Annotated in this window: 13 protein-coding genes and 1 tRNA gene; 4 read left to right on the forward strand and 10 right to left on the reverse strand. The window is 72.2% G+C overall.

Annotation, left to right across the window (positions count from 1 at the left end; genetic code table 11):
- Positions 1-84 precede the first annotated feature (84 nt).
- Positions 85-1236: a hypothetical protein gene (locus ABWI07_RS17890; RefSeq protein WP_353819175.1), complete on the reverse strand. Its 1152-nt coding sequence runs from the start codon at positions 1234-1236 to the stop codon at positions 85-87.
- Positions 1223-1774 carry a hypothetical protein gene (locus tag ABWI07_RS17895; RefSeq protein ID WP_200842258.1) on the reverse strand — a complete coding sequence of 184 codons (552 nt, stop codon included), beginning with the start codon at positions 1772-1774 and terminating at the stop codon, positions 1223-1225. Before ABWI07_RS17895 ends, ABWI07_RS17890 begins: the two co-directional genes overlap by 14 nt.
- Between ABWI07_RS17895 and ABWI07_RS17900 the strand changes: the two genes are divergently transcribed.
- Positions 1775-2623 carry a tyrosine-type recombinase/integrase gene (locus tag ABWI07_RS17900; protein ID WP_353819176.1) on the forward strand — a complete coding sequence of 283 codons (849 nt, stop codon included), beginning with the start codon at positions 1775-1777 and terminating at the stop codon, positions 2621-2623. It abuts the gene before it with no gap.
- Between the two features lie 66 nt (positions 2624-2689).
- Here ABWI07_RS17900 and ABWI07_RS17905 read toward each other — a convergent pair.
- A tRNA-Thr gene (locus ABWI07_RS17905) sits at positions 2690-2762 on the reverse strand.
- Between the two features lie 161 nt (positions 2763-2923).
- Between ABWI07_RS17905 and ABWI07_RS17910 the strand changes: the two genes are divergently transcribed.
- Entirely contained in the window at positions 2924-3271 is a 348-nt protein-coding gene (locus tag ABWI07_RS17910; protein WP_353819177.1) for a YciI family protein, read from the forward strand.
- Positions 3268-4440 carry an RNA polymerase sigma factor gene (locus ABWI07_RS17915; protein ID WP_353819178.1) on the forward strand — a complete coding sequence of 391 codons (1173 nt, stop codon included), beginning with the start codon at positions 3268-3270 and terminating at the stop codon, positions 4438-4440. Before ABWI07_RS17910 ends, ABWI07_RS17915 begins: the two co-directional genes overlap by 4 nt.
- Here the strand turns inward: ABWI07_RS17915 and ABWI07_RS17920 are convergent.
- From ABWI07_RS17920 to ABWI07_RS17950, 7 genes are all read right to left on the reverse strand, one after another.
- The gene (locus ABWI07_RS17920) at positions 4409-5314 is read right to left on the reverse strand and encodes an EamA family transporter (protein ID WP_353819179.1); all 906 of its coding nucleotides are present in this window, start codon (positions 5312-5314) and stop codon (positions 4409-4411) included. The two genes, ABWI07_RS17915 and ABWI07_RS17920, sit on opposite strands and share 32 nt — an antisense overlap.
- 40 nt (positions 5315-5354) lie before the next feature.
- Positions 5355-6272: a 23S rRNA (guanosine(2251)-2'-O)-methyltransferase RlmB gene (rlmB, locus tag ABWI07_RS17925; RefSeq protein ID WP_149262977.1), complete on the reverse strand. Its 918-nt coding sequence runs from the start codon at positions 6270-6272 to the stop codon at positions 5355-5357.
- Between the two features lie 125 nt (positions 6273-6397).
- The gene (gene cysS, locus ABWI07_RS17930) at positions 6398-7792 is read right to left on the reverse strand and encodes a cysteine--tRNA ligase (protein WP_353819180.1); all 1395 of its coding nucleotides are present in this window, start codon (positions 7790-7792) and stop codon (positions 6398-6400) included.
- An 88-nt stretch (positions 7793-7880) separates the two neighbouring features.
- Positions 7881-8705 carry an alpha/beta fold hydrolase gene (locus ABWI07_RS17935; protein WP_149262979.1) on the reverse strand — a complete coding sequence of 275 codons (825 nt, stop codon included), beginning with the start codon at positions 8703-8705 and terminating at the stop codon, positions 7881-7883.
- A complete protein-coding gene (locus ABWI07_RS17940) occupies positions 8692-9945 on the reverse strand; it encodes an RNA polymerase sigma factor (protein WP_149262980.1) in 1254 nt (417 codons plus the stop codon). Before ABWI07_RS17940 ends, ABWI07_RS17935 begins: the two co-directional genes overlap by 14 nt.
- Positions 9942-10298, reverse strand: coding sequence for a YciI family protein (locus ABWI07_RS17945; protein ID WP_200842269.1), 357 nt, complete (start codon positions 10296-10298; stop codon positions 9942-9944). The genes ABWI07_RS17940 and ABWI07_RS17945 overlap by 4 nt, the downstream gene beginning before the upstream one ends.
- Positions 10299-10433: 135 nt before the next feature.
- Entirely contained in the window at positions 10434-11174 is a 741-nt protein-coding gene (locus ABWI07_RS17950; RefSeq protein ID WP_149262982.1) for a DUF6585 family protein, read from the reverse strand.
- 208 nt (positions 11175-11382) lie between these two features.
- Here ABWI07_RS17950 and ABWI07_RS17955 point away from each other — a divergent pair, with 208 nt between their 5' ends.
- Positions 11383-12447, forward strand: coding sequence for a DUF2637 domain-containing protein (locus ABWI07_RS17955; protein ID WP_149262983.1), 1065 nt, complete (start codon positions 11383-11385; stop codon positions 12445-12447).
- The last annotated feature ends 100 nt before the right edge of the window (positions 12448-12547 follow it).

The raw sequence follows: 12547 nt of genomic DNA on the forward strand, positions 1-12547 counted from the left end.
CGCCGGAATCACAGCTGTCGCTTGACTCCGTAACCACATCGGAGGTCTCATCCGGTCGGCGGGGTACCCGGCTGACCTTGGGTTTTAGGTGGCCTGGCCGCCGATGGTGGGGCCTGCCGGCCAGAGGGCCTCTAGGTCGCTCGGGGTTAGCGGGTCGTGGTAGGCGGCCTGTAGGACCCTCGTCCTGGTCGGCTTGTCGGCTTCGGCGAGGTTGGCGAACCAGTCGATTCCGGCCGGGTAGGCCCACAGGTACGAGCGGAGTTGGGGGTTGGCTCCTCGGTCGGTGAGCAGGTCGGCTATGGCGGCGTCCCTGATCCAGGGCATGCGAAAGCGGGCATGGTCGGCCAACTCGGCGATGCCGGCGCCCTGATTGAGGGCTATGTGCAGCTCGGCGCGAACGAGTTGGTTGTAGTGGTCGAACTTGGTCCGGGTGGCCAGTAGCTCGTCGTCGGGGGCGATGAACAGGGGTAGCGCCTGGGCCAGTCCTTCGAGCAGGACTTGCTGGGGGGCGTGGACCGACATCAGGCGGACCCAGGGGACGTCTTGGGTGGCGGCTCGGGCTGACCAGCTCGCGCCCTGGAGGCCGTGGCCGAGGACCTCGTGAAGGGCGAATTGGCGGGCGGCTACCTTGGTGAAGCTGGCGCGGCGGAGGTTGAGGCGTAGGCGGACCTTGTCGCCGGCACCGTCCAGCCAGTACGCCCAGTAGGCGTCAACCTCGGCCGTCTCAACGGTGAGATTGAACGGGGCCTGGCTGCCGGTGATCTGGCGGACTGCGGGCTCGTAGTCGGCGGCGGCCTGGCGGATCGCGTCGGGGGCCTCGTCGGTCTCAATGGGCCCCTCGACCGCGTTCAGCTCGCGCGCGGTGTCGGGCCCCCACGCGATGCCCAAGGTGTCGAGTGCGTGGCGGGCCTGCTCGCCTCGGTGGGTGATGTAGCCGTCCTGCCATCCGGCGGCGGGGCATCCCTGGGTTGCCTGGACGTAGTCGTTCAAAGGCCTGTGTTCGCCTAGCAGCGCCCCCAGGTAGGCCAGATCGGCGGTGAGGCGGTCGGCTCCGGCCTCGGCGGTGCGGGCGCGTAGATCGGTCAGACGCTGGTAGACCGCCAAGCGGCTGTCGGCCGGTTCGGTGGGCGTGGTGGTGGGTGCGCAGTCGAAGTCGATCACGGCGACTGATCCGCGGCCGGTCTCGTAGGCGTGCCAGGTCCGTAGGGTCGTTTCGATCTCGTCACGCAGGTTCACGGATCGGCTCCCAGCGCAGCGTCACGGCCTGATTCGGGCGCAGGTGATCACGGGTCAGGGACATGACGGCGTCCTTGCCGTCGATGTCCCACACGAGGCTATCGGTGGCGGAGTTCTCCGAACCGTCGGGATGTTCCTCGCTCGCGGTGCATCCCGCGAGGTCCACGCCGCGTTGCCGGACGTGGATCTCGTAGCGGCGGCAGTAGCGCGGCATCGATTCGCGCCAGTAGTGGTTCAGATCGAACTTTCCGGCCTCGCAGACGTAGCCGACGCGGGCCCACTCCCCCGGCTTGAGCGGCGGCGAGATCTGAAAGGCGAACTTGGCGAGGTTGGTCGTGTCGTGAATCCGCTGGATCGCGATGCGCCGGTCAATGTCGGGGACGGGCTTGATGACCAGGGGCCCGGTGGTGTGCTGGAACCAGACTTCGCAGGACACGCGGGCCTGCGGCTTGTCGCCGAGATTCAGCATGTCAAAGCGGTATTCCAGCCGTGCGGCGCCGTCTTCGGCTATGTCGATGGTCTTCGCCAGCTCGACCACGTGACCGGACAGGCCGGCAAGCTCGGTGATGTCGGCGTCGTTCAGGCGGCGGTCGCGCTGGAGCTGGAGGAGTCTGCGGCCGAGGTCCTGGGCGTGGCCGCTTGCGGCGCTGGGCGTGCCGGAGAGCCGGGCCTTGGCGGCCGGGATGGTGCGGGCGTTGGCACCCCAACTGATCTCGCCGGTCTCGGGTCGTCGATGTGGTGCTCAAGGGCGGCGAGCAGCTCGGCGACGTCCAACCCCACGGAACGGGCGAAGCGGCCTCGGCTCCACCGTGCCGAGCCCGGCAAGGTCTGGACGGCTGCGCAGCTCCGGGCCTCCCTCCTCACTGCTGAGAAGCATCGGCTGTCGGCGTTCTTCCACCTGGCCGCCTACACCGGTGCTCGGCGCGGTGAGCTGCTCAACCTGCGGTGGCCTGACGTCGACCTCGACGGGGCCTCGATCCACATCAAAGGGTCGGTGGGGTTCGTCGCCGGCGCCCACCGGAAGCGCCAGTTCGCTGACAAGCTCAAGGCGGGAGAGTTCTGGAAGGGCGCGGAGGACGGTCACGTGTTCACGACGGGATGGGGTGGGCCGGTGCATCCGGACACGGTCTCGTCCCTCATGGCGACGCTGATCAAAGAGCACAACGCGACGGACGGCGTGACGCCTCTCCCCCACGCTCGGCTCCACGACCTCCGCCACGTCCACGCGACGACTCTGCTCCTGGCGGGCGTTCCCGTGCACGTCGTCGCCGCAAGGCTCGGGCACGCTGATCCGGCGATCACGTTGCGGGTCTACGCGCACGTCGTGAACGAGCAGCTCGCCGAAGCGGCCACGATCTTCGCGGAGAGGGTCGACGGCGCGGCGTAGGCCGCTGTTAGCAAGACTGTTAGCAAACAGCCCCCTTCCTTGGGCGGAAGGGGGCTTTGAGCTGGGAGCCGGCGAGGGGACTTGAACCCCTAACCTTCTGTTTACAAGACAGATGCTCTGCCAATTGAGCTACGCCGGCGGGCTCGTCCCGCATCGTAGTCGACTTGGGGGCTCGGGGGGATCCGGGTTTTTTCTGGGGTGGGTGTCGATCTGGTGGAGGGCCGTTCGTGTGGGAGGGGAGGGGGCCTCGCGGGGAAGGACAGTGTCGTGGGGGCGGCGTCGTTCGGTGAAGGAGGAGGGATGAAGCTCTATGTGCTCAACATCATCCAGCCGGTCGGGGAGATCCCGCCGCCGGAGGTGCTGGAGCCGGTGATGGCGGAGCTCGCCGAGGTGCGGCGGGATCTGGAGCGGCAGGAGTGCTGGGTGTTCGGGCGGGGGCTGGAGCAGCCGGAGGCAAGCACCGTGGTGTGCATGCGGGAGGGCGAGATCATCGCGACGGACGGGCCGTGGACGGAGGGGAAGGAGCACGTCGGCGGCATCACCGTCATCAAGGTGGTGGATCTGGAGGCGGCGTTGAAGGTGGCGGCCAGGTTCACGCAGGTGACCGGGTTGCCGATCGAGGTGCGGCCGTTCCTGGGCGAGGTGTGATCGAGCGGGTCTTCCGGGAGGAGCACGGGCGCGCGGTGGCCGTGCTGGTCCGTGTCTTCGGGGACGTGGACGTCGCCGAGGAGGCGGTCCAGGAGGCGTTCGCCGAGGCGGTGCGCAGGTGGCCGGTGGAGGGGGCGCCGCCGAGTCCGGCGGGGTGGATCATCACGACGGCGCGGAACAAGGCGATCGACCGGTTGCGGCGGGAGGCGGCGCGGGCCGGGAAGTACGCGCAGGCCGTGCTGCTGAACGCGGCGGAGCCGGCCGAGGCGTCGGCCGTGGAGGACGATCGGCTGCGGCTCATCTTCACGTGCTGCCATCCTGCGTTGCGGATGGAGGCCCGGGTCGCGCTGACGCTGAGGTTGCTGGGCGGGTTGTCGACGGCGGAGATCGCGCGAGCCTTCCTGGTGCCGGAGAAGACGATGGCGCAGCGGCTCGTCCGGGCGAAGGCGAAGATCCGGGATGCGGGGATTCCGTATCGGGTGCCGGAGCTGCCCGATCTGCCCGGACGGCTCTCAGGTGTGCTCGCGGTCGTGTATCTGGTGTTCAACCAGGGTTATGGGGGGCGCGACGAGCTGGCTGACGAGGCGATCAGGCTGGGGCGGGTGCTGCGGGAGCTGATGCCGGACGAGCCCGAGGTGCTGGGGCTGCTGGCGTTGATGCTGCTCATCGAGTCGCGCAAGGACGCCCGGCGGCGGGACGGGGAGCTGGTGCTGCTGGGCGAGCAGGATCGCGGGCTCTGGGATCGAAGGCTCGTGGAGGAGGGGCAGTCGCTCGTCCGGCGGTGCCTGGAGATCGGGCGGCCCGGGCCCTACCAGCTCCAGGCGGCCATCAACGCGGTCCACAGCGATGCCGGGAGGGTCGAGGACACTCGGTGGGATCAGATTCTCCAGCTGTACGACCAGTTGATGGTCGTGGCGCCGAGTCCTGTGGTGGCGCTCAACCGGGCCGTGGCGGTGGGCGAGGTGCAGGGGGCCGGGGCCGCGCTGGAGTTGGTGGAGCGGCTCGACCTCGGCCGGTACTACCTGTTCCATGCGGTCCGTGCCGATCTGCTGCGGCGGTTGGGGCGGGACGTGGAGGCCGCCGCAGCCTATGACGAGGCCATCGGGCGTACCGAGGACGAGGCCGAGAAGGCGTTCCTCAGACGGCGGCGGGTCGCGGTCTCCGGTTGAGGGTCTGGCCCGCGACCAGGGCTCCCAGGGCGATGGTGAAGCCGACGACCTGCCACGGGGTGAGGGTCTGGCCGAGGATCAGCAGGCCCGCCAGGGTGGCGACCATCGGGTTCGTGAGGCCGAGGAGGGAGACGGAGGTCGGGTTCAGGCGGTCGATGCCGCGGAACCACAGCGCGTAGGCGACCGCGGTGCCGACGATGCCGAGGTAGGTGAAGCCCAGGAGGTTCTCGCCGGTCAGCGAGGACGGGACGCCTTCCAGCGCGAGGGTGAGCGGCAGGAGGACGAGGCCGCCGACGGTGAGCTGCCAGCCGGTCATGACCAGCGGCGATTCGGGGCGTCCCCACTTCTTGGCCAGGACGATCGCGGTGGCCATGAGCGAGGTCGCGGTGAGCATGGCGGCGATGCCGAGCGGGTCGAGCCGGGCCTCGCCGCTGAGGGTCAGCAGGGCGACGCCGCCGGTTCCGGCGAGGGCCGAGTACAGGACGGCGCGGGCCGGGCGGATCCGCAGGACGCCGAGCGACAGCAGCGCCACGACCAGCGGCTGGACGGACCCGATCGTCGCGGCGACGCCGCCGGGGAGACGGTAGGCGGCGAAGAAGATCAGCGGGAAGAAGGCGCCGAAGTTCAGCAGGCCGAGGACGACCGACTTCCACCACCAGTCGCCGCGCGGCAGCCGGCGGGTGGCGGCGAGCAGCACCAGTCCGGCGGGCAGGGCGCGCATGGTGGCGGCGAGCATCGGGCGGCCGTCGGGCAGCAGGGTGGTGGTGACGACGTAGGTGGTGCCCCAGCTCGCGGGTGCGAGGGCGGCGAGGGCCAGGTCGGAGGCGTAGCGGGTGCGCAGGGTCGGTGCCGGGAGGGCTGTCGCGTGGTTCACCTCAACGTCAATTATCTGAACGTTGAGATTATTTCCGATCTCAGGCGCGGAGGCGGCTGATCTCGTACAGCGCGATGCCCGCGGCCACCCCGGCGTTGAGCGACTCGGCCTTGCCCGGCATCGGGATCGTGACGAGCAGGTCGCAGGTGTCGGCGACGAGCCGCCCGAGCCCCTTGCCCTCCGAGCCCACGACCAGCACGAACGGCCCGGAGGCGAGCTCCAGGTCGGCGACCGTCGTGCCGCCGTCCGCGTCGAGGCCGGCGACGAAGCAGCCGGCCTTCTGGTAGGCCTTGAGCTGGCGCGAGAGGTTCGTGGCCTGCGCGACCGGGACGTTCGCGAGGGTGCCCGCGGACGACTTCCAGGCGCCGGCCGTGACCCCCGCCGCGCGCCGCTCCGGGACGACCACGCCTGTCGCGCCGAACGCGGACGCGGACCGGACGATCGCGCCGAGGTTGCGCGGGTCGGTGATGCCGTCCACCGCGACGATCAGCGGGGCGGTGCCCTTGAGCAGGTCGTCGGGGTGCGCGTACCGGTAGGGCTTGACCTGCAGCGCGATGCCCTGGTGGACGGCGCCGTCGGTCAGCCGGTCGAGCTCGTTCTTGCCGGTCTCCAGCAGCGGGATGCGGCGGTCGGCGGCGATCTGGATCGCCTCGCGCACGCGCTCGTCCGTCCCGGAGGTGACGTACAGGGCCGTGCCGGGGACGCCCGCGCGCAGCGCCTCGACGACCGGGTTGCGGCCGGTGACCAGTTCGGGCACCTCGCCGGTCGCGCGGCGCGCACCGGCGGGACGCCCGGCCGGACGGGTCTCCGACGAGCCCTGGGCGCGCGCGCCGGGGCCGAGCGTCGGGGTGCCGGTGCGCCTGGAGTTCTTCACGGCGCGGGCCTTCTGGCGTTTGCCGTGCCAGTGCCGGTCCTCGGCCTTGGGGGTGGGTCCCTTGCCCTTGCGCTTGGCTGCCATTTGTCGGTAACGCCCTTCGCGACGATTGCCTGCTCGCCCCGGCCGGGCGGCTCAAGATAAGCGGACGGCGACGAACCCCCGCGAACGTTCGATTTTATCCGGCGCGCGGCGTGCGCCATGCACGGTCAGCCGCGCTTCAGCTCCCAGCGTGGGCCCTGCGGGGTGTCCTCGACGACGATACCGGCCGCCGAGAGGCTGTCGCGGATGGCGTCGGCGGCCGCGTAGTCCTTGCGGGCGCGGGCCGCCTGCCGCTGCTCCAGCGCCACCTTGACCAGGGCGTCGACGACGGGGTGCAGGTCGTCCTCGCCGGAGGACTGCCACTGCGGCGCCAGCGGGTCGATGCCGAGGACGTCCGCCATCGCCCGGACGGCTGTCATGTGCACCTTTACTGCGGCGCTGTCGCCGGACGCAAGAGCGCTGTTGCCCTCCCGGACGGTTTCGTGCAGCACCGCCAGCGCCTGCGGGACGCCCAGGTCGTCGTCCATCGCGGAGGCGAACGCGGACGGCACGGAGGACAGCGCGCCGGCCCCCACGAGCTCAGAGGCCCGCGTCACGAAGCCCTCGATCCGCTGGTAGGCGGAGACGGCCTCGGCCAGGGCGGCGTCGGTGAAGTCCATCAGCGAGCGGTAGTGCGCCGAGGCGAGGTAGTAGCGCACCTCGACCGGGCGGGCCTTGCCCAGCAGGTCGGGCAGCAGCACCACGTTGCCGACGGACTTGCTCATCTTCTCGCCGTCCACGGTGAGGAGCCCGTTGTGCAGCCAGTAGCGCGCGAAGCCGTCACCCGCGGCGCGGGACTGGGCGATCTCGTTCTCGTGGTGCGGGAAGATCAGGTCGACGCCGCCGCCGTGGATGTCGAACGTGGGGCCGAGGTACCGGGTCGCCATCGCCGAGCACTCCAGGTGCCAGCCGGGGCGCCCGTCGCCCCAGGGCGTCTCCCAGGACGGCTCCCCCGGCTTCGCGCCCTTCCAGAGCGCGAAGTCGCGCGGGTCGCGCTTGAGGTCCTCGTTGGGGGTGTCGCCGGCGGAGCGCATGTTCTCCAGCCGCTGGTTCGACAGCGCGCCGTACTCGTCCGCCCAGGACTTGACGTCGAAGTACACGTCGCCGTCCGCCGCGTACGCGTGGCCCTTCTCGATCAGCCGGCGCATCAGGATGATCATCTCCGGGACGTGCCCGGTGGCGCGCGGCTCGATCGTCGGGGGCAGGCAGCCGAGCAGGTCGTAGCCCTGGGTGAAGGTGCGCTGGTTGCCCTCGGCGACCGCGAACCACGGCACGCCCCGCTCCGCCGATACCGCGATGATCTTGTCATCGACGTCGGTGACGTTGCGCGCGAACGTCACCTCGTAGCCGGACGCCCGAAGCCAGCGGACCACGACGTCGTAGATGACGCCCGAGCGAAGGTGCCCGATGTGCGGGGCGGCCTGCGGTGTCGCGCCGCACACGTACATCCCCACGCGGCCCTCTTCCAGGGGCTCGAACGTGCGGACGCTACGGGTACCGGTGTCGTAAAGGCGCAGGCTCACAGGTTCAGGTTATTGGATGGGCGTCCGGCTACGTGGCGCATCGCCCAGGCCGCCCCGTGCCATCGGGTCATGTCACCGGGGCGGGCGCTCAGCGGAACGCCTTCTCCAGCCGGGCCGCGAACGCGGCGGCATGCGGTCCGAAGCCGCCGTGGTCGCCGGGGTAGGTCTCGGCGGACGTCCCCAGCCGCTCGGCCAGCGCGAGCGCGGCCCGGTTCGCCGGCTCGCCCGCCGACTCCTCCCCCGCCACCGGGACGATCCGGACGGACGACCCGCGCAGCGCCTCCACATCGGGCGTGTACCGCCCGAAGGTCGGCACCTCGTAGCCCACGAAGAAGTCGGTGTTCTTCTCGAACCGGGCGAACATCTCCTGCATCTCCGGGCTCGGCGGCTCCTGCTCCGCTGCCCCGCCCTCAGGCTCCTCGCCGCCGCCCATGCCCATCGCGGCGCCGAACGTCCCCATCGCGGGGCCGACGCCGCCCTCGCGGTAGGCGCGCTCCACGTCCGTGAGGACGGCGTCCCAGTGCTCCGCGTCCGGCAGCATCGCCAGCAGCGGCGGCTCGTGGGCGACCAGCGCGCGCACCTGCTCGGGGTGGCGCGCGGCCAGTTCCAGCCCGATCACCGCGCCCGAGCTGTTGCCGAACACGTACGCCGGGCCGTCGGCGATCTCGGCGAGCAGCCGGGACGCGTCGTCCGCGTGCACCTCGATGCGCTGCGGCTCCGGCGGCCCGTCGAGCGGGCTGCGCGAGTTGCCGCGCCGGTCGTAGGCGACGACCGTGTACCGGTCGGCGAGCGCCGCGGCGAGCCCGGCGTAGCCCGCCGCGTCGTAGATCCCGCCGCAGATCAGCAGCAGCACGGGCCCGGAGCCGCGGACCTCGTAGTAAAGGGTCGCGCCGGGGACGTCAAGCTTTCCCATCAGAGTCTCCTTCGTTGAGCCGGGCGGCGCGCTCCTCGAGGTAGCGCCGCTCGGGCATGCTCGTCGTGCCGCGGGCGGCGTCGCGGTACGCCTCCCGCGCGGCCGGCGCGTCGCCGGCCCTCTCCAGCAGGTGCGCCCGGACGGCCGCGAGCCGGTGGTGCTTCGCCATCCGGTCGTCGCCGTCCAGCGTGCGCAGCAGGTCCAGGCCGGCGGACGGCCCCTCCACCATCGCCAGCGCGACGGCCTCGTTCAGCGTGACCATCGGGTTCGGCGCGAGATGGCCGAGCAGCCGGTACAGCGCGAGGATCTGCGGCCAGTCGGTGTCCTCCGGCCGGGCGGCCTCCGCATGGACGGCGGCGATCGCGGCCTGCACCTGGTACGGGCCGGGCGGCGACCAGGTGAGCGCGTCGGTGATCAGGGCCGTCCCCTCCCGGATCGCCTCGGCGTTCCAGAGCGTCCGGTCCTGCTCGGTGAGCGGGACCAGCAGGCCGCCGTCGGCGGTGCGGGCGGCGCGCCGGGCGTCGGTGAGCATCATCAGCGCGAGCAGCCCGGTCACCTCCCCGTCGCCGGGCAGGGCCCGGTGCAGCGCCCGGGTGAGCCTGATCGCCTCGGCGGTGAGGTCCGTGCGCTGCAGGTCGGGCCCGCTGGACGCGGTGTAGCCCTCGTTGAAGATCAGGTACAGCACGTGCAGTACGGCCCGGAGCCGCTCGTCCCGCTCCCGCGGCGGCGGCGCCGCGAACCGCGCGCCCGCCGCCTTGATCTTCTGCTTGGCGCGGCTGACCCGCTGCGCCATCGTCGCCTCCGGGACGAGGAACGCGCGGGCGATCTGCGCCGTCGTCAGACCGCCGACCGCCCGCAGCGTCAGCGCGACCTGCGAGGACGGCGACAGCGCCGGATGGCAGCACAGGAACAGCAGCGTCAGCGTGTCGTCGCGGTCGGACGCGCGGTACTCGTCCGGTCCCGGCGCGGCGGGCTCCTCCGCGAACACCGCGGCCTCGCGGTCGCGGCGGGCCCGCTCGCTGCGCCACTGGTCGGTGAGCCGCCGGGTCGCCACCGTCAGCAGCCACCCGCGCGGGTTCTCCGGGACGCCCTCCCCCGGCCACTGCACGGCGGCGGCCAGCAGGGCCTCCTGCACGGCGTCCTCGCACGCGTCGAAGGCGCCGTGCCGCCGCACGAGCGTGCCGAGCACCTGCGGCGCGAGGGCGCGCAGCAGGTCCTCGACGGCCGGGGGCGTCCTCACATCTCCGCCCCGGAGTCGTGCATGATCGCCCTCACCTCCATGCGCCCGCCGAACCTGACGTCCGGCCAGCGCGAGGCGATCTCCACCGCCCGCTCCTCGGTCTCGCAGTCGACGGCGACATAGCCGGCGAAGTGCTCCTTGGCCTCCAGGAACGGGCCGTCGGTCACGACCGGCCGGCCGTCCACGCCCACGACGGTCTTGGTCAGCGACGGGTCGGCCAGCGCCTGCCCGCCGACCAGCTCGCCGGACTCGGTCAGCTCCTTCATGAGCGCGTCGACCTCGCCGAACAGCGCGGTCCGCTCCTGCTCCGTCAGCTCCTCCACGAAGCCCGGGCGGTTGTAGATGAGCAGCATGTACTTCACGGATCTCTCCTCGCCGTCGGTCGGTGTCGCGCGAGCCGCCGGCCCGCCGGACGGCCCCGCCTCCGGGCCCGTCAGTGCAGGATCGGAGCCCCCGGCCGGTTCTCGACATCCCCCGCGAGAAAATCTTCAGAAATCTTGGGCCATGTCCCTGACCTGGTGGCACAGGACGGTGAACGCCAGCGCGTCCGGCATCCGGGAGGCGAGCGTCGCGAGATCGGGCCGGCCCGGGCGGGCGTGCACGGTCACCATCCCGTTCCCGATCACCACGTCGTGGACGGCGTGCCAGGGCAGCCGCTCGCCGTCCTTCTCGACGCCGTCCAGATCCACGGCGAACGGGCCGATCCGGACGGACTCCCCCGCCTTCACCGCGGCCAGGCGGTGCGGGACGATCCGGGCGGTCACCTCCTGCGCGACGGCCACGCCGAGCGTCCGGACGTCCGGGATGTCGTCGCCGAGCCGCAGCACGCTCCCGTCGTCCGCGACGACGGTGAAGCGCCACCGGACGCGCCCGCCCGGTCCGTCCGGGACGCCCGCGACGGTCACCGAGGCGAGCTCGTCCCACGTGTACGCCCCGCCGCCCGGGCCGCTGACCGCTAACCCCGCGGTGTGGAGGACCGCGACGCGGGCCCGGAGGCGCGGACGGTCCCGTCCCGCGATCCACCCGGCGGCCGCCGCGTAGCCCATCGACAGGAGCAGCGCCGGGACGCCCACCCACCACACGCGGTCGTGCAGGTACACGACCGCCGCCGGTATGAGCGCCGCCGCGGCCAGGCAGAGCAGCGCCAGCCACGCCCAGGTGCGGCGGGCCGCGGCCCGCCCGTCGAAGATGCGGACCGGTTCACCGAGACGGTCCTGGGGGAACTCCACTGCGGCGCTACCCGGCCGCGCGGGCCCGCGTGACACGCACGAACCTGCCGCACGCCATCGCTGCCTCCCTCAGCCTCGTCCTCGCCATTACCGTACGTCTCCCCACTTATCGTGCGCAGCGTCACAGTGATCACTAAGAAGTTGCGGTTCGGCGGCGTCCGGGCTGGTTAATCTCGGCGGAGGAACCCTCCCTTCCGGAACGAGAGACATGCCGACTGATCCGACCCGGCCCTCCTACACACCCGTGCAGCGGCTGCTGCTCACCGGCGCCGCCGGCCTCGTGGTCGCCGCGCTGGCGGGCGGCGCGTTCGCGCTGACCTACGACGTCCTCCGCGAGCTCGCCGTCGCCGGCGGGGTGAGCCGCCGCTGGGCGCCGCTGTACCCGGCGATGGCCGACACCCTCACCGCCGTGACGATCCTCTCGCTCGTGGTCACCCGCAACGCCCGCTGGTGGACGCGGCTGCCGCGCTGGACGCTGCTGTTCCTGCTGCTCGCCGGGGGCGCCGCGATCTCCGTCCAGCACTCGGTACGGGGGTTCGACGCGCTGTCCGAGGACGCGGTGCGGACGGGCGTCGCCGTCGCGCCGCACGCCATGCTCGTGATCGCCGTCTGGCTGTGGCTGACGATGGCCAAGCAGATCCGGGTGGCGTCGCGGGCCTCCGCCGGGAACGAGGCGCCGGTCGAGGCGCAGCGCGGCCATGTCAAGGTCCTGGAGCCCGCGGCGCCCCCGCTCGCGCTGGAGGCGCCCGCCGAGCAGGAGCAGGCGCCCGCCTTTCCGGACGTTCCACCCCCGGCCCCCGAGCCGGAGCCCGAGCCCGAGCCCGAGCCGATCCTGCCGTTCAAGGACGACGGGCCCGAATGGCCCGCCGTCGAGAAGGCCGCGCCCGCGCCGGAGGAGTTCCCTCCCTTCGACTACGAGGAGAGCCTGTCGTCGGAGCCCGCGCCGCCGCTGGAGCCGCTCCCGCAGCCCCGCCCGCCGCTGGACTCGGTGCCCGACCTGCTGCCGACGGACGTCGAGCTCGTCCGGGGCCGGGACGGGGTCGGCCAGAAGCCCCCGGCCGCCTCGACGACCCGTCCCGACATCGTGGTGCCCGGTTCCCAGGGCGCGGACGAGGACGAGCACGACGACCCGCCCGCCGACCGCGCCGAGGACCCCGACGCCGGGGATCCCGAAGCGACGGACCCCGACGGAGGAGACCGCTCGGCGGGCGGCGACTGGAACCCGCCGCCGTCCAGCAACTTCCGCAGCGGCCCCACCCCGCCCGCCGAATAGGGCCGGGCTCAGGAACCGGTTCGGGGGCCGGTTCGAGGGCGCCGCCCTGATCTGGAGAACCGCCTTTCCTCCTCCGCTGCCTGATCTGCCCGCACCGGGT

The sequence above is a fragment of the Actinomadura sp. NPDC000600 genome (genome assembly GCF_040492135.1).
Lineage (GTDB): Bacteria > Actinomycetota > Actinomycetes > Streptosporangiales > Streptosporangiaceae > Spirillospora.